Below are 15417 nucleotides of genomic sequence, written 5' to 3'. Positions count from 1 at the left end.
TCCGTCGATGCGACGAGTGCCCCGAATCGCTGGATGAGCTGCCGGCGGGAGTGCGACGGGCAGCGGACCGCCGCCGCGCCGGCCCTGGTCGGCTGGGCACCCGGGACGGCCAGCCGGCGGACGCGGCCTCGGGACTACGCGATCGCTTCCGCGATGACGCCGCCGCCCAGGCAGACGTCGCCGTCGTAGAGCACCGCGCTCTGGCCGGGCGTGACCGCCCATTGCGGCTGCGGGAAGTCCAGGCGGATGCTGCCCTCGCCGGGGGTCAGCGCGCAGGGCGCGTCGGCCTGCCGGTAGCGGGTCTTGGCGCCGAAGCCGCCGAAGGCCGGCGCCTGGCCGGTCCAGCTCAGGTCCTGCGCCACCAGGCCGCGGCTCTGCAGCAGCGGGTGGTCGTGGCCCTGGACGACCACCAGCGTGTTGCTCGCCAGGTCCTTGCGGGCGACGAACCAGGGCTCGTGCTCGCCGCCGCCGCGCGGCGCGCCCTTCTCCTTCACGCCGCCGATGCCCAGTCCCTGGCGCTGGCCCAGCGTGTAGAAGGACAGGCCGACGTGCTCGCCCAGCTTGCGGCCGCGCTCGTCCTTGATCGGGCCGGGCTTGTGGGAGAGGTAGCGGTTCAGGAACTCGCGGAAGGGCCGCTCGCCGATGAAGCAGATGCCGGTCGAGTCCTTCTTCTTCGCATTGGGCAGCCCGATCTCCTCGGCCAGCCGGCGCACCTCGGTCTTGGGCAGCTCGCCGACCGGGAACATCGTCTTGCGCAGCTGAGCCTGGTTGAGCCGGTGCAGGAAGTAGCTCTGGTCCTTGAGCGGATCCAGGCCCTTGAGCAGCTGCACCTGGCCGTCCTGCTCGCGCACCCGCGCGTAATGGCCGGTGGCGATCTTCTCAGCGCCCAGTCGCATCGCGTGGTCCAGGAAGGCCTTGAACTTGATCTCGGCGTTGCACAGCACGTCCGGGTTGGGCGTGCGGCCGGCCTGGTACTCGCGCAGGAACTCGGCGAAGACGCGGTCCTTGTACTCGGCGGCGAAGTTCACGTGCTCGATCTCGATGCCGATCACGTCGGCCACCGCCGCCGCGTCGACGAAGTCGATGTTGGAGGAGCAGTACTCGCTGTCGTCGTCGTCTTCCCAGTTCTTCATGAAGATGCCGACGACCTCATGGCCCGCCTGCTTGAGCAGCCAGGCGGACACGGCGGAATCAACGCCGCCGGACAGCCCGACGACGATGCGTTGCTTCTTGGGATTCATGGGGCGCGATTGTCCCAAAGGTCCGCAAGACCTGTCCGGCGCGGGGCCGGCCGCCGCCCGACGCGCCTCAGCGCCCCTTCACCCACCGCCTCCACCCCGATTTCGTGACGCCGTTCACGACCCACGGCGCCCGGGGGGAGGCGTGTCAGGAATGGCTGACACGCGCTGCGCGATTCGACGCACAGCGGGGCCGGTGGTCGCCGACTCCTCCGGCGCGCGGCGTCCGAAGAAACTGAATGAAACAGGGAGACCGATCATGAACGTCGTCATCGTCGAAGGGTCCATCACCATCCGGGCGCAACTGCAGGCGCTGCTGGCGCGAGAACGCCGGATCCAGGTGGTGGGCGAGGCGGCTTGCGAGGCCTCCGCGATCGAGACGATCACCCGGACCCAGCCCGACGTGGTGGTGATGGACCTGGCGCTGCAACCCGGCAGCGGGCTGCGGGTGCTGAGGGCGATCCGGCAGCTGGGCATCGGCGCGCGGGCGATCGTGCTGAGCAACAGCTATTACGAGGACATGCGGCGCGCCTGCGCCGAGCACGGCATTTCCGGCTTCTTCGACAAGGGCACGCAGGCCGAGGAGGTGCTGGCGCTGCTGCAGGGCTGGCTGCCGCCGCTGCGGGCGGACGAGCCGGAGCGCCAGGCCGCCGTCGACGGGCTGGACCTGCCGTCGCGCGGCCACTCCGCCTTCGACGAACTGGCCGACCTGGCCTGCGACATCAGCGGCGGCGCGATGGCCGCGGTCGGCCTGGTGGATGGCGAGCAGCTGCGGCTGATCGGCACCTCCGGCCTGCCGCTGCGGACGATGCCGCGCGCACGTGGCTTGTGCTCGCACGTGATGCATCACGGCGGACTGCAGGAGGTGCCGGACACCTGGCACGACAGCCGCTTCCTCGACCACCCGCTGGTGCAAGGCGCGCCGTATGTGCGCTTCTATGCGTCGGTGCCGCTGTCGCTGTCCACCGGCGAGGTCGTCGGCAGCCTGTGCGTGATGGACCGCCTGCCGCGGCGCCTGCGCGAGCGCCAGCGCGAGTCGCTGGTGACGCTGTCGCGCTGCGCGATCAATGAGCTCGAGGCCCGCCGGCGCGAGCCGCGCCACATCGACCAGGCGATCAGCGCCGCGATGACGCTCTGAGCGCGATCGCGCCCCGGCCGCTCAATGCGGCCAGGCGCGCGGCGCGTACAGCGACGGGTGGGCCGCGACGGCCTCCAGCGGCAGCCGGCGCCCGGCGGCGTGGTCCTCGATGCACTGCAGGATCAGCGGGCTGCGATGGCGGTCGCGGCTGGCGCGGATCTCGTCCAGCGTCAGCCAGAGCGTGCGCTGGATCGGCTCGTCGAAGGGGCGGCCGGGGATCTGGTCGCCGACCCGGCCGGTGAAGGCCAGGCGCACGTAGGTCACGTCGTCGCCGCGGTCCGGGCGCAGGAAACGCGACATGTAGACGCCGAGGAAGGCGTCCGGCGTGAACGGCCGGGCGGTTTCCTCGAGGACTTCGCGCTTGACCGCGTCGATCGCGGACTCGGCCTGCTCCAGATGGCCGGCGGGATTGTTGAGCAGCAGGCCGTCGCGGGTGAGCTCCTCGACCAGCAGGTAGCGGCCGTCCTGCTCGATCACGGCGGCGACGGTGACGCTGGGCTTGAATCGTTCGGTCATGGTCCTTCCTGGGGGGCGGCTGGTCCGGCGGCATGGGATGCCGGGGAGCGCCACCTCGATGTGGGAACGGGGCCGCATTGTGAGGGGGCCTGGTGACAGCGGCGGCGAACAGCGACCACGCCGGCGAAGGCGTGTCCCCTGAACCCGTCGGCGCACCCGTCCGACATCGCCCAAAAGCAAAACCCCGGCAAGCCGGGGTTTTCTTCATTCTTCAGCGCGAGGCTCAGTTGCCCCGGCCGTGTCCGTGGCCGCGGTCATCGTCGCGGTCCTTGTCGTGACCGCGTCCCCGGCCATGACCCTTGCCAGGACCGCGATCGTCATCGCGGTAATCGCGGCGGCCGTCGTCGCGCCAGCGGTATTCGCTGTGATCCCGGCGGTATTGCGGCGCATACACGTCCCGATACCACTCGTCCCGCACGAAATAGACCGGCCGGCCGCACGCGTTGTAGCGCGCGCAGTGCTTGGCCCAGTTCTTCTCATGGCCCGGCGGCACGCGGAGATAGACCGCCGGCGCGGGCGCCGGCACCCGCGTCACCAGCACCGGCCGCTCGTACACCACCTGCGGGCGCACATTGCCGATGTCGATCTGTCCATAAAAACCCGGTTCGCCAATGGTCACCGAGACCCCCACATCGGCCGCCCGGGATGCCATCGGCATCAGGGCGACCAACGCCAACGCACTGTTGAGGAGAATTTTCTTTGTCATGGTCTGACTCCTTTCGGTCGTCATTTAACGCCGCTTTGACTCCCTTCGACGACTCTAGTTCACCATTCGAAACAGCTTTGCCTCACATTGCTCATGGGTTTGGTTGGTGAAAACCCCAGTCGCGGGCGCGTCCCGCCCGAGGCGGTCCCCCGGTTAAGCTCGCCCGGACCCTGATTCAGGATGGAGGGATTCCAGATGCTGATCGGTGTGCCGCAGGAAACCGCGGCGGGGGAGGCGCGCGTCGCCGCGACGCCGGAGACCGTCAAGAAGCTGGTCGCGCAGGGCCACACGCTGCGCGTTCAGCAGGGCGCCGGCCTGAACGCCAGCGTGACCGACGAGGCCTACGCCGCCGCCGGCGCGGAACTGGTCGGGCGCGAGGCGGCCTTCGCCTGCGACCTCGTCCTGAAGGTCCGTGCGCCGGAGCCCGGCGAGATGGCGCTGTTCAAGCCCGGCGCGGTGCTCGCCGGCATGCTCAATCCCTTCGACCGCGACGGCCTGCAGCGCCTGGCTGACGCGCGGCTCACCGCCTTCGCGCTCGAGGCCGCGCCCCGCACCACCCGCGCGCAGAGCATGGACGTGCTCTCCAGCCAGGCCAACCTGGCCGGCTACAAGGCGGTGATGCTGGCCGCCTTCCATTACCAGCGCCTGTTCCCGATGCTGATGACCGCCGCCGGCACGATCAAGGCCGCGCGGGTCGTCGTGCTGGGCGTCGGTGTCGCCGGCCTGCAGGCGATCGCCACCGCCAAGCGGCTGGGCGCGGTCATCGAGGCCTCCGACGTGCGCCCCGCGGTGAAGGAGCAGGTCGAGTCCCTCGGCGCCAAGTTCATCGACGTGCCCTACGAGACCGACGAGGAGCGCCAGGCCGCCGAGGGCGTCGGCGGCTACGCCCGCCCGATGCCGCCGAGCTGGCTGCAGCGCCAGCAGGTGGAGGTCGCCAAGCGCGTCGCGCAGGCCGATGTCGTCGTCACCACCGCGCTGATCCCGGGGCGGCCGGCGCCGGTGCTGGTCACCGAGGAGATGGTCCGCGCGATGAAGCCGGGCTCGGTCATCGTCGACATCGCGGCGCCGGCGGGCGGCAATTGCCCGCTCACCGAGCCGGGCCGGACGGTGCGCAAGCACGGCGTGACGCTGGTGGGCGAGACCAACCTGCCCTCGCTGGTGGCGGCGGACGCGTCCGCGCTCTACGCGCGCAACGTGCTGGATTTCCTGAAGCTGGTGCTGACGAAGGAAGGCGGCTTCGCGCTGCCGGCCGACGACGACATCGTGACCGCCTGCCTCGTCGCGCACGAGGGCCAGGTGCTGCGCCAGGCCTGAGCGGCCACCCTGCTGGAGGCCGCGAGGCCGCATGACGACCGGGCCGCGCGCCCGCAAGGAGAGTCCCGGATGGATGCCGTTTCTCCCACCCTGATCAACCTGACGATCTTCGTGCTGGCGATCTACGTCGGCTACCACGTCGTCTGGACCGTGACGCCGGCGCTGCACACGCCGCTGATGGCCGTGACCAATGCGATCTCGGCCATCGTCATCGTCGGCGCGATGCTCGCCGCCGCGCTCACCGAGACCTCGCTGGGCAAGTTCATGGGCACCTTCGCCGTCGCGCTCGCGGCGGTCAACGTCTTCGGCGGCTTCCTCGTGACGAGGCGGATGCTGGAGATGTTCAAGAAGAAGGAGCGCAAGACCCCGGCCGACGGCCACGGCAACGCGAAGGGCTGACCGATGTCGATGAACCTCGTCACGTTGCTGTATCTCATCGCGAGCGTCTGCTTCATCCAGGCGCTCAAGGGGCTCTCGCATCCGACCACCTCCATCCGCGGCAACGTCTTCGGCATGGTGGGCATGACCATCGCCGTGCTCACCACCGGCGCGTTGATCCTGAAGCTGGCCGGCGGACAGACGCTGGGGCTGGCCTATGTCCTGGGCGGACTGGTGGTCGGCGGCGGCATCGGCACCGTCATGGCGCAGCGCGTCGAGATGACCAAGATGCCGGAGCTGGTGGCCTTCATGCACAGCATGATCGGCCTGGCGGCGGTGTGCATCGCGGTGGCCGCAGTCGTCGAGCCTCATGCCTTCGGCATCGCGCCCCGCGACGCGCCCATCCCCGGCGGCAACCGCATCGAGCTGGCCCTGGGCTGCTTCATCGGCGCGGTGACCTTCTCTGGCTCGGTCATCGCCTTCGGCAAGCTCAGCGGCAAGTACAAGTTCCGCCTGTTCCAGGGCGCGCCGGTCACCTTCCCCGGGCAGCACTGGCTCAACCTGGCACTGGGCCTGGCGGCGGTGTTCTTCATCTTCGGCTTCTGGCACTCGCAGAGCGCGATGGACTTCCTGCTGGTCGCGGCGCTGGGCTTCGTGCTGGGCGTGCTGCTGATCATCCCGATCGGCGGCGCCGACATGCCGGTCGTCGTGTCCATGCTCAACAGCTACTCCGGCTGGGCCGCGGCGGGCATCGGCTTCTCGCTCAACAACAGCATGCTGATCATCGCGGGCTCGCTGGTGGGCAGCTCGGGCGCGATCCTGAGCTACATCATGTGCAAGGCGATGAACCGCTCGTTCTTCAACGTGATCCTGGGCGGCTTCGGCGCCGAGGGCACCACCGCCGCCGGGGCCGCGCAGCAGCGCAATGTGAAGAGCGGCAGCGCGGACGATGCGGCCTTCATCCTCGGCAACGCGGAGAGCGTGATCATCGTGCCCGGCTACGGCCTGGCGGTCGCGCGCGCGCAGCATGCGGTCAAGGAGCTCGCGCAGAAGCTGATCGAGAAGGGCGTCACCGTCCGCTATGCGATCCATCCGGTGGCGGGCCGCATGCCCGGCCACATGAATGTGCTGCTCGCCGAGGCCGAAGTGCCCTACGACCAGGTTCATGAGATGGAGGACATCAACGCCGAGTTCGGCCAGACCGACGTGGCCATCATCCTCGGCGCGAACGATGTGGTGAACCCGGCCGCGCTCCAGAAGGGCAGCGCGATCTACGGCATGCCGATCCTGGAGGCCTACAAGGCGCGCACCGTCATCGTCAACAAGCGGTCGATGGCGGCCGGGTATGCGGGCCTGGACAACGAACTCTTCTACATGGACAAGACCATGATGGTCTTCGGTGACGCGAAGAAGGTGGTCGAGGACATGGTCAAGGCGGTGGAGTGACCGAGGGGTGTGGGGCGGTGTGGCGCGATCAGCGCGATCGCGTGGCGGTCGCCCCGGCTAGTTTCAGTAGGACACCTACCGACTGAAGGGGAAGGCGTCCAAGCTCACCACCGCTGAAGGTCGATGCGCATCCGAGTGCGCTTGAACAGACTGCGAGGCTTTCCATCGCCGTCTGTTTGCCATGACCACTCCCTCCGATCCGTTGTCCCATGTCCGTGCCGTGAAGTCGCCGGCGCCAGGGGGCGATGCGCCAGCGCGCCGCCGTCGCGACGAGGACGCCCTCGACACCGCGCCGCCCGCTGACGCGGATGCGGCCGCGCGCGAAGGCGCGCCGCCGCCGCCCGCCACGCCGGCAGAGCCCGCGGAGCCGCCGGCTTCGGACGCCGGCGCACCCGTGAAGGCGGATGCCGATGGCGCCGACGCGTCGCGCGCCGATCGCTCCAGCGCGCTGCTGGCCTCGGGACTCGGCCTGCTCGGCGTGGGCGGCGCGGCCAGCGTCGCGGTGGCCGCCGCGGGCGGCTCGAGCAGCAAACCGCCCGTGGCCGAGGTGGAGCGACCGAAGCCCGAGACGCCCAAGCCGGAACGCCCCGAGCAGGAGCAGCCCGGACCGGAGCAGCCAAAGCCCGAAGCACCTGGGCCCGAGCAGCCAAAACCCGAAGAGCCGAAGCCGGAGAAGCCGGAATCGGAGTCCCCGAAGCCCGAGCAACCCAAGCCCGAGCAACCCAGGCCCGAACAGCCAAAACCGGAAGAGCCAAAGCCGGAAGAGCCCCAGCCCGAGCGACCGAAGCCCGAGGAGCCCAAGCCTGAGCAGCCGAAGCCCGAGCAGCCCAAGCCGGAGGAGCCCAAGCCCGAGCAGCCCAAGCCCGAAGAGCCCAAGCCCGAGCAACCGAAACCGGAACAACCCGGCGGCACCGACCCTGAGCCGAACCCCGACGTCCCCGCGCCGCGACCGCGCCTGGTGATGGACACCGGCGTGTCGGACCACGACGGCATCACCTCGCGCGCGGACGTCCAGGTCGACGCCCTGCTGGGCAGCGGCCGCTGGCGCTACAGCCTCGACGGCGGCGAGTCCTGGGTCGCTGGCAGCGGCGATCGCATCGCGGCCGCCGCCTTCGGCGCGGACGGCCGCAAGGACCTGATCGTCGAGCAGTTCGATGCGCAGGGCCATCGCAGCGTCTCGAGCCGGCTGTCGTTCGAGCTCGACACGCAGGCGCCGGTGGCGTTGACGCCCTCGGCGCCGGCCAACGGCTGGCTGGGCCGCGACGGCGACATCCATGTCGGCCGCCTGGACCGCGACGCGCACTGGCAGTACAGCCTCGACGGCACGGCCTGGCGGCCCGGCACCGGCGGCGGGCTGCGCGGCGCCGAGGTCGGCCAGGAGGGCGAGCAGCAGATCTGGCTGCGCCAGGTCGACCTGGCGGGCAACGCGAGCGAGGCGAGCCGCGTCACCGTGAACGTGGACCTCACCCCGCCGAAAGGCGCGCTGATCCGGCTGCCGGTCGACCCCCCGATCGACGGCCCGTTCACCACCGCTCCGCACATGAAGCACGGGACCATCGACGTGGCGGCCATGGACGGCTGGGCCTACAGCTGGGACGGCCAGTCCTGGCTGACCAATGCCGACCATGGGCGCAGCGTCAGCACCGCGGGGCTGAAGGACGGGTCGCACACGCTGCAGGTCCGTCAGCAGGACCTGGCCGGCAACGTGACGATCACCGAGCGGTCGTTCACGCTGGACACCATCAAGCCCGTCGCGCCGACGGTGCAGCTGGTCAACGACACCGGCTACTGGAACAACGACAGGATCACCTCCGACGGCACCTTGCGGCTGGGCAAGCTCGAGCCCAACGCGGAGTGGTGGCTGAAGGTCACCGTCAACGGCAAGGAGTACTACCAGGGCGGCAAGGGCCACACGATCACCACCGCGGACATGGGCCTGCCGGCCGGCACGGCGGGCCAGGTCGAGGTGTTCCTCCAGCAGGTGGACCTGGCCGGCAACCAGAGCCTCGCGACCCACTTCCAGTTCGAGCTCTATGTCCAGAGCGCCGTGATCTGAAGCGGACGGGACGCTGCCGCCCCTAGGTCCAAGGTTGTCCCGCCCCGCCCCTTGACCTAGCATCGGCCGCGCCGGTTCCATCTCGGGCCGGCGTTCCTTTTGGCGATGCCGTGGGGGGCCACTTGGCGGTATGGACTCGCGCGATGGAGGCGCGGCCGGCGACGTCGGCGATCTCGATCCGCCGGCTCGCGCTGCTGGTGGTGCTGCCGCTGCTGCTGCTGGGCGCCGTCCACCTGTTCTCGCAGCAGTACGGGACGGCGATGCCGCCCCAGGTGCTGCGGCTGGCCGAGGCGCGCCTGCTGCCCGGCGACGCCCTGGACCCCGCGCAGATCCCCGGCGCCTTGCTCGATCCGCAACTGCCGGCCCCCGCCGCGTCGGCCATCGTGTCCCGCCCGCTCGAAGCGACGGCCACGCCGACGCCGATGCCATCGACGGCGCCGACGACGCCGGTGACCTCCCTCGCGCCAGGTCACGTCGTGGCGCTGCCGGTCCAGATCCACGACACCGATGCGCCGGGCCCGCTCTGGTTCGCGCTCGATTTCCGCCTCGATCGGCCGGCGCAGGTGCCGTACTGGCTGGTGATTCAGCATCGGCCCGCGGCCTCGATCTACCTCGACGGCCAGTTGATCGCCACCTCCGGGCCGGGCGTCGGCTACGTGTCCGAGGACGAGGACGACCTCGCGCAGCGCGGCCTGCTGCTGGCGGGCCGGCGCCTGCAGGTCAGCATCCCGCCGGCATTGCTGCCTGCCGGACCGCATCGGCTGAGCCTGCGCCTGGCGCGGCCGGGCTTCGAGGGCGCGGGGCTGTCGGCGCCGCTGCTGGGTCCGGCGTCCCAGATCCGCGCGCTCCAGGAGGGGCGGCGCTTCTGGCAGGTGGCGCGCGTGACGACGACCCTCGCCGGTCTGGTCATCGGCGCCTTCATGCTGATGGTGTGGCTGGCGCTGCGGCAGGAGTGGCTCTACGGCGTCACCGGCGTCTTCTGCCTCTGCACCGCGCTGCTGCTCTCGCCCTACCTGCTCAACGGCGCGCTGTTCCCCGCACCATGGTGGCGCGTGGCGCTCGATGTCGCCGACGTGCTGTCCAAGGCGCTGCTGCTCTTCCTGGTGGCGCGGCTGTCCGGCCTGACCGCGGGTTGGGCGGAGCGGATGGCTGCGGCCTACCTGGGCCTCGGGCTGGTGATCGACGCCGCGGCGGCGATGCTCGGCTGGAGCTGGACCGACTTCCACCATCCCTGGCCCTGGTGGGCGCTGGGCAGCCGCTTCGTCGTGCTGGTGGCCGCAGCGGCGCTCGCCGCGCGCGCCGCGCTGGCGTCGGGCCGTCGAGCCCACCTCGCCGCCGCCTGCGCCGTCGCGCTGTCGGGCTGGGTGTGGCTCTACGTGAGCGCCTTCGCGCTGGTGATGTCGCGCCAGATGAGCGTCGTGGACATCAACGTCGTCGGCCATGCGGTGCTGATCGCGATTGCCGGCGTGGCGCTGCAGCGGCGCTTCGTCGGCTCGCTGCGCGACCAGGCGATGGCGCGGGTGCGGCTGGAGCAGGCGCTGGACGCGCGCACCCGCGAGCTGCAGGACCGCTGGGAAGACCTGCAGGACAGCGAGCGGCAGCGTTCCGCGGCGCAGGAGCGTGAGCGCCTGCTGCAGGAGATGCACGATGGCCTGGGCTCGCAGCTCGTGACCGCGCGCCTGTGCGCGGAGCGCGGCGTGCCGTCGCAGGCGCTGGTGGGCCAGCTCGACGAATGCATCCGCGAGATGCGCTTGACCGTCGATGCGCTGGCCGTCACCGACGGCGACCTGACGCTGCTGCTGGCCAACCTGCGGCACCGGATGGCGCCGCGCCTGCAGGACGCGGGCCTGGAGCTCGACTGGCAGCTGACCGACGTGCCGCTGCTGCCCACCTTGCGCGGCACCGGCGGCCGCGAGCTGATCCGGATCGTGCAGGAGGCGCTGAGCAACATCATTCACCACGCCGGGGCCACGCGGGTCCGGTTCTCGACGCGCGTGGACGCGGCCCGCGGACAGGTCCTGCTGTCGATCGTCGACAACGGCTGCGGCATGGCCGTCGACCTGCGCCAGGGCAACGGCCTGCGCGGCATGCGCCGGCGTGCCGAGCGGATCCGCGCCGCGATCGACTGGCGCCCGCCCGAGGATGCCGCCGTCGAGGGCGGCACCGAGTTGCTGCTGCGCCTGCCTCTGCACGCCGATGCCTGAACGTCGATGCCTGAACGTCGATGCCTGAACGTCGACGCGCGATCGCCACCGATCGCGGTCGTTCCCGGTGCGTTCTGGAGTCATCTCTCCACTTTGTGCGCTCTATCGAATCCCCTGATGGGGGGCGCATGACGATCAGCGAGAATCCGCGCCGTACCTTGGAGACAGAACAATGGAGAAGAACTGGCTGAAGCACTATCCGGCCGGGGTGCCCGCCGAGATCGATGCGGATGTCTATCCCTCGCTGATGGAGCTGATGGAGGCCGCGTTCAAGCAGTTTCCCGAGCGCGCCGCCTACAAGATGCTGGGCCGCTCGATCAGCTTCGCGCAGATCGACGAGGCCTCGCGCGCGCTGGCCGCGTACCTGCAGGGCCTGGGCCTGGAGAAGGGCGACCGCGTCGCGATCATGATGCCCAACGTGCCGCAGTACCCGGTCGCCGTCGCGGCCGTGCTGCGGGCCGGCTTCGTTGTCGTCAACGTCAATCCGCTGTACACGCCGCGCGAGCTGGAGCACCAGCTCAAGGACGCCGGCGCCAAGGCCATCGTCATCATCGAGAACTTCGCCGCCACGCTGCAGCAGGTGCTCGCGAGCGTGCCCACCAAGCACATCGTGCTGGCGGCGATGGGCGACATGCTGGGCTTCGCCAAGGGCATGGTCGTCAACTACGTGGTGCGCAAGGTCAAGAAGCTGGTGCCGGCCTTCGAGCTGCCGTCGGCGGTGCGCTTCAACGACGCCGTCGCCAAGGGCCGCGGCCAGACCTACAAGCGCCCGACGGTGGGCCCCAATGACATCGCGGTGCTGCAGTACACCGGCGGCACGACCGGGGTGTCCAAGGGCGCGGTGCTGCTGCATCGCAACCTGGTGGCCAACACGCTGCAGTGCGAGGCCTGGTACCAGCCGGCGCTGAAGAAGAAACCCGCCGACGAGCAGCTGATGAGCGTCTGCGCGCTGCCGCTGTATCACATCTTCGGATTCACGACCAACCTGATGCTGTCGATGCGGGTGGGCGGCTGCAATGTACTGATCCCCAATCCGCGGGACCTGCCGGCCGTGTTCAAGGAACTGAGCCACCACAAGATCCACAGCCTGCCGGCGGTCAACACGCTCTTCATGGCGATGGCCAACCATGCGCAATTCAACACGGTGGACTGGAGCGGGCTGGTGATCTCGGTCGGCGGCGGCATGGCCGTGCAGCAGGCCACCGCGCGACTGTGGCTGGAGAAGACCGGCTGCCCGATCGTCGAGGGCTACGGCTTGTCGGAGACCTCGCCGGTCGCCTGCTGCAACCCGACCGACAGCACCGCCTATACCGGCTCGATCGGCCTGCCGCTGTCCGGCACCGAGGTGACGCTGCTGGACGATGACGGCAACGAGGTGCCCCCCGGCGGCACCGGCGAGATCGCGATCCGCGGCCCGCAGGTGATGGCCGGCTACTGGCAGCGGCCGGACGAGACCGCCAAGGTCATGACCGCCGACGGCTACTTCCGCACCGGCGACATCGGCACCGTGGACGAGCGCGGCTTCTTCCGCATCGTCGACCGCAAGAAGGACATGATCCTGGTCAGCGGTTTCAACGTCTATCCCAACGAGATCGAGGATGTGCTGACGCAGATGCCGGGCGTGCTGGAATGCGCGGCCGTGGGCGTGCCCGACGAGAAGGCGGGCGAGGCGGTGAAGGTCGTGATCGTGCGCCGCAACCCGGCGCTGACCGAAGCCGACGTGAAGGCCTTCTGCGAGGCCAACCTGACCGGCTACAAGCGGCCGCGGATCATCGAATTCCGCACCGAGCTGCCCAAGACGCCAGTGGGCAAGGTGTTGCGCCGTGAATTGCGCGACAAAAAGTAGCAGTCGGTAGCAGTTTTCGGGAATGCTCGCGGGCGAAAACCGCCCGTGTCCGCCTAAAGTTCGCCCTCCTGTGGAGGAGACAAGGCCGTGCTCGAAGAACGTTACGAAAAGACCGAGGCCGGGAGAGCGGAAATCAAGTCGCGCGCGCTGGTGCAGGCGCGCGTGGCCCGCAATCTGCTGCTGGTGATCGACGCCAGCAAGACCGGTGCCGACTGGGTGGCGATGGTGCAGGGCGCCGCGCCGGGTGATCTGGAACTGCTGATCCAGCACCAGCTGGTGAAGGCGACCGCCGGCGCGCCGCTGTCGCGGCCCATGGGGCCGGCGTCGATCGCGACGCCGATGAGCGCGGGGCCGTCCTCGCGCATGAGCGGCGCCTCGCCGTCGCGGCCGGCGCCCTCGCGCCTGGCCGGCGTGCCGACCTCGTCGCTCGACTACGCGCAGCTCTACACCGCGCTGAGCACCTTCGCCAAGCAGCAGGGGCTGCTCAAGGGTTACAAGCTGGCGCTCGAGGTCGAGCAGTGCGCCGACATGAACCAGCTGCAGACGCTGGCGCTGGACATCATCGACCGCGTGCGCGCCACCAAGGGCGACGCCGCGGCCCACGAACTGCGTGCGACACTGGGCTTCAACTGAACCGGACCGCCCTGGGGCGGTCCTTCCTTTGTTGGGAGCTCATCCATGTCCTCGCCCTATCGCGTCGCGGTACTCGTCGGCAGCCTGCGCAAGGCTTCGTTCAACCGCAAGCTGGCCCTCGCGCTGGCGCAGCTGGCCCCGGCCGAGCTGAAGCTGGAGATCGTCGAGATCGGCCAGCTGCCCTTCTACAACGAGGACGAGGCGGCCGAGCCGCCGGCGTCCTGGGTCGAGTTCCGCAACGCCATCAAGGCGGCGGACGCCGTGCTGTTCGTCAGCCCCGAATACAACCGCTCCATCCCCGGCGCGCTGAAGAATGCGCTGGACGTGGGCTCGCGGCCCTACGGCCACAACGCCTTCGACGGCAAGCCGTCGGCGGTGATCACGCTGTCGCCGGGCGCGCTGGGCGGCTTCGGCGCCCATCACCACCTGCGCCAGGTGCTGGCCTGCCTGAACGCGCCGCTGCTGCCCTCGCCGGAGGTGTACCTCGGCGGCGCGAACGAGATGTTCAAGGACGACGGCAGCCTGGCCAAGCCGGAGACGGAAGCCTTCCTGCGCAAGGTCATGACCGCCTTCGCCGCCTGGGTGCAGAAGCTCAAGGGGTGAGGCTTGGCGGCGAGGTTGTTTGTCGAGCAGCCGCTGGGCGCGCTCGCGCTCGAGGCTGAACTGGCGCTGCCGCCCGGCGCGGCGCGCCATGTGCAGGTGCTGCGGTTGCAGCCCGGCGATGAGCTCACCTTGTTCGACGGCAGCGGGGACGAGTGGATCGCCGCGGTGACGGCCATGGGCCGCAGCGAGGTCCGTGTGGCGCTCAAGTCCCGGCAGCCGGTCGATCGCGAGATGAAGCGCGCGGTGACGCTGGCGGTCGTGATGCCGGCCAACGACCGCATGGACGGCATCGTCGAGAAGGCCTGCGAGCTGGGCGCGGCGGCGATCCAGCCGCTGATGAGCGAGCGCTCGGTGCTGCGGCTGCAGGGCGATCGGGCGGAGAAGAAGCGGGCGCACTGGCAGGGCGTCGCGATCGCGGCGGCCGAGCAATGCGGGCGGTCGAAGCCGCTGCAGGTGGCGCCGGTGAAGACGCTGGCGCAGTGGCTGGCGGACCTGCCTGACGATGCCGATGAACAGCGCTGGCTGCTGAGCCCGGTGGCGGCGCAGCCCTTGTCGGCGCTGGCGTCGAAGGCGGGCGATGCGGGACGCATCGTGGTGCTCAGCGGCCCCGAAGGCGGCCTCAGCGAGGCCGAGGAGCAATCGGCCCGCGCGCGAGGCTTCAGCGCCGCGAAACTGGGTCCGCGGATCCTGCGGGCGGATACGGCGCCGCTGGCGGTGCTGGGTTGGCTATCCCTCAGCGGATCCTGAAGCGCCCTCTCGCGCTTCGATTCCCAATTCCTGGTAGAGCTGCTCAAAGGCCTCGTCCACCGGGATGTACTCCGACGATGGTGTCGCCAAGCGACGGTCCAGCAGTTCGCGGAATGCCTGATAGCGTTCCGCTTGCTGTCGGAGCGCGTACGGGATGTCGTTCATGTCAACGGTCTCGACTATTCAAAGGCGCGCAGTAGCCGGGCGGTGTCGCGCGCCGTCGCGCAGGTCGTCCAATGCCTCCGGCTGGAGGCAGACCTTCATTCGTCGCGATGCCTCAGCAGAGGGAACTCTGCACGCAAAGTCTCGAAGGCCTCATCCAGAGGGATGCCCTTCCCGGCCTTGATGTCCGCGACGGCTCGGTCAACCGAGGCATCGAAGGCGCGCAGTTGCGCCTCCCGCCAGTCCTTCAACTCCTCGCTGTCGCGCAGCACCTGCGTGCGCGACGAATACTTTCCGCTCTCGATCAGATCCAGCACGATGGCCTCCAGGTCGGGTCCAAGTTCGGCGTGAATCATCTCGGTCCTTCCGTCGGAAAGAAATCGCATCGTAGGGGGTGACCGCATCCCCAACAAGGAGGCCCCCACCCGGC

Annotated in this window: 15 protein-coding genes; 10 read left to right on the top strand and 5 right to left on the bottom strand. The window is 69.9% G+C overall.

Annotated elements, in window-relative coordinates:
• Positions 1–134: 134 nt before the first annotated feature.
• A complete protein-coding gene (gene mnmA, locus ACTJKJ_RS14665) occupies positions 135–1241 on the bottom strand; it encodes a tRNA 2-thiouridine(34) synthase MnmA (protein ID WP_147243045.1) in 1107 nt (368 codons plus the stop codon).
• A gap of 256 nt (positions 1242–1497) precedes the next feature.
• Between mnmA and ACTJKJ_RS14660 the strand changes: the two genes are divergently transcribed.
• Positions 1498–2376 (top strand): response regulator, encoded by an 879-nt coding sequence (locus ACTJKJ_RS14660; RefSeq protein ID WP_440820917.1) that lies wholly within the window; start codon positions 1498–1500, stop codon positions 2374–2376.
• 21 nt (positions 2377–2397) lie between these two features.
• Here ACTJKJ_RS14660 and ACTJKJ_RS14655 read toward each other — a convergent pair whose 3' ends face one another.
• Complete coding sequence (locus ACTJKJ_RS14655; protein WP_091730456.1) at positions 2398–2892, bottom strand: NUDIX hydrolase; 495 nt, start codon at positions 2890–2892, stop codon at positions 2398–2400.
• Between the two features lie 223 nt (positions 2893–3115).
• Positions 3116–3598, bottom strand: coding sequence for a hypothetical protein (locus ACTJKJ_RS14650; RefSeq protein ID WP_440820916.1), 483 nt, complete (start codon positions 3596–3598; stop codon positions 3116–3118).
• A gap of 195 nt (positions 3599–3793) precedes the next feature.
• Here ACTJKJ_RS14650 and ACTJKJ_RS14645 point away from each other — a divergent pair, with 195 nt between their 5' ends.
• The 9 genes from ACTJKJ_RS14645 (at position 3794) to ACTJKJ_RS14605 (ending at position 14825) form a co-directional block, all read left to right on the top strand.
• Positions 3794–4912: a Re/Si-specific NAD(P)(+) transhydrogenase subunit alpha gene (locus ACTJKJ_RS14645; protein ID WP_440820915.1), complete on the top strand. Its 1119-nt coding sequence runs from the start codon at positions 3794–3796 to the stop codon at positions 4910–4912.
• Positions 4913–4981: 69 nt separating this feature from the next.
• The gene (locus ACTJKJ_RS14640) at positions 4982–5311 is read left to right on the top strand and encodes an NAD(P) transhydrogenase subunit alpha (RefSeq protein ID WP_091730467.1); all 330 of its coding nucleotides are present in this window, start codon (positions 4982–4984) and stop codon (positions 5309–5311) included.
• 3 nt (positions 5312–5314) lie between these two features.
• Positions 5315–6736: an NAD(P)(+) transhydrogenase (Re/Si-specific) subunit beta gene (locus tag ACTJKJ_RS14635; protein WP_440820914.1), complete on the top strand. Its 1422-nt coding sequence runs from the start codon at positions 5315–5317 to the stop codon at positions 6734–6736.
• 181 nt (positions 6737–6917) lie between these two features.
• Positions 6918–8792 carry a hypothetical protein gene (locus ACTJKJ_RS14630; RefSeq protein WP_440820913.1) on the top strand — a complete coding sequence of 625 codons (1875 nt, stop codon included), beginning with the start codon at positions 6918–6920 and terminating at the stop codon, positions 8790–8792.
• 122 nt (positions 8793–8914) lie between these two features.
• Positions 8915–10996, top strand: coding sequence for a sensor histidine kinase (locus ACTJKJ_RS14625; RefSeq protein ID WP_440820912.1), 2082 nt, complete (start codon positions 8915–8917; stop codon positions 10994–10996).
• A gap of 172 nt (positions 10997–11168) precedes the next feature.
• Positions 11169–12842: a long-chain-fatty-acid--CoA ligase gene (locus tag ACTJKJ_RS14620; protein WP_440820911.1), complete on the top strand. Its 1674-nt coding sequence runs from the start codon at positions 11169–11171 to the stop codon at positions 12840–12842.
• Positions 12843–12929: 87 nt separating this feature from the next.
• Positions 12930–13475: a hypothetical protein gene (locus ACTJKJ_RS14615; RefSeq protein WP_297381206.1), complete on the top strand. Its 546-nt coding sequence runs from the start codon at positions 12930–12932 to the stop codon at positions 13473–13475.
• Positions 13476–13520: 45 nt separating this feature from the next.
• Positions 13521–14078 (top strand): NADPH-dependent FMN reductase, encoded by a 558-nt coding sequence (locus ACTJKJ_RS14610; protein WP_091730489.1) that lies wholly within the window; start codon positions 13521–13523, stop codon positions 14076–14078.
• A gap of 15 nt (positions 14079–14093) precedes the next feature.
• Complete coding sequence (locus ACTJKJ_RS14605; RefSeq protein WP_440820910.1) at positions 14094–14825, top strand: 16S rRNA (uracil(1498)-N(3))-methyltransferase; 732 nt, start codon at positions 14094–14096, stop codon at positions 14823–14825.
• On the opposite strand, the gene ACTJKJ_RS14600 is transcribed toward ACTJKJ_RS14605, so the two are convergent.
• Both ACTJKJ_RS14600 and ACTJKJ_RS14595 read right to left on the bottom strand, forming a co-directional pair.
• Complete coding sequence (locus ACTJKJ_RS14600) at positions 14805–14990, bottom strand: hypothetical protein (RefSeq protein ID WP_440820909.1); 186 nt, start codon at positions 14988–14990, stop codon at positions 14805–14807. The two genes, ACTJKJ_RS14605 and ACTJKJ_RS14600, sit on opposite strands and share 21 nt — an antisense overlap.
• Before the next feature lie 95 nt (positions 14991–15085).
• Positions 15086–15343 carry a ribbon-helix-helix domain-containing protein gene (locus ACTJKJ_RS14595; protein WP_091730495.1) on the bottom strand — a complete coding sequence of 86 codons (258 nt, stop codon included), beginning with the start codon at positions 15341–15343 and terminating at the stop codon, positions 15086–15088.
• Between the last annotated feature and the right edge of the window lie 74 nt (positions 15344–15417).

It is taken from the genome of Roseateles sp. 22389 (genome assembly GCF_052044995.1).
Lineage (GTDB): Bacteria > Pseudomonadota > Gammaproteobacteria > Burkholderiales > Burkholderiaceae_C > Roseateles.
This window is presented reverse-complemented; position numbering and strand designations above follow the sequence as displayed.

Bases quoted from the DNA above. Each gene is read 5' to 3' on its own strand.
- mnmA (WP_147243045.1), bottom strand. From the start codon at position 1,241: ATGAATCCCAAGAAGCAACGCATCGTCGTCGGGCTGTCCGGCGGCGTT.
- ACTJKJ_RS14660 (WP_440820917.1), top strand. From the start codon at position 1,498: ATGAACGTCGTCATCGTCGAAGGGTCCATCACCATCCGGGCGCAACTG.
- ACTJKJ_RS14655 (WP_091730456.1), bottom strand. From the start codon at position 2,892: ATGACCGAACGATTCAAGCCCAGCGTCACCGTCGCCGCCGTGATCGAG.
- ACTJKJ_RS14650 (WP_440820916.1), bottom strand. From the start codon at position 3,598: ATGACAAAGAAAATTCTCCTCAACAGTGCGTTGGCGTTGGTCGCCCTG.
- ACTJKJ_RS14645 (WP_440820915.1), top strand. From the start codon at position 3,794: ATGCTGATCGGTGTGCCGCAGGAAACCGCGGCGGGGGAGGCGCGCGTC.
- ACTJKJ_RS14640 (WP_091730467.1), top strand. From the start codon at position 4,982: ATGGATGCCGTTTCTCCCACCCTGATCAACCTGACGATCTTCGTGCTG.
- ACTJKJ_RS14635 (WP_440820914.1), top strand. From the start codon at position 5,315: ATGTCGATGAACCTCGTCACGTTGCTGTATCTCATCGCGAGCGTCTGC.
- ACTJKJ_RS14630 (WP_440820913.1), top strand. From the start codon at position 6,918: ATGACCACTCCCTCCGATCCGTTGTCCCATGTCCGTGCCGTGAAGTCG.
- ACTJKJ_RS14620 (WP_440820911.1), top strand. From the start codon at position 11,169: ATGGAGAAGAACTGGCTGAAGCACTATCCGGCCGGGGTGCCCGCCGAG.
- ACTJKJ_RS14610 (WP_091730489.1), top strand. From the start codon at position 13,521: ATGTCCTCGCCCTATCGCGTCGCGGTACTCGTCGGCAGCCTGCGCAAG.
- ACTJKJ_RS14600 (WP_440820909.1), bottom strand. From the start codon at position 14,990: ATGAACGACATCCCGTACGCGCTCCGACAGCAAGCGGAACGCTATCAG.
- ACTJKJ_RS14595 (WP_091730495.1), bottom strand. From the start codon at position 15,343: ATGATTCACGCCGAACTTGGACCCGACCTGGAGGCCATCGTGCTGGAT.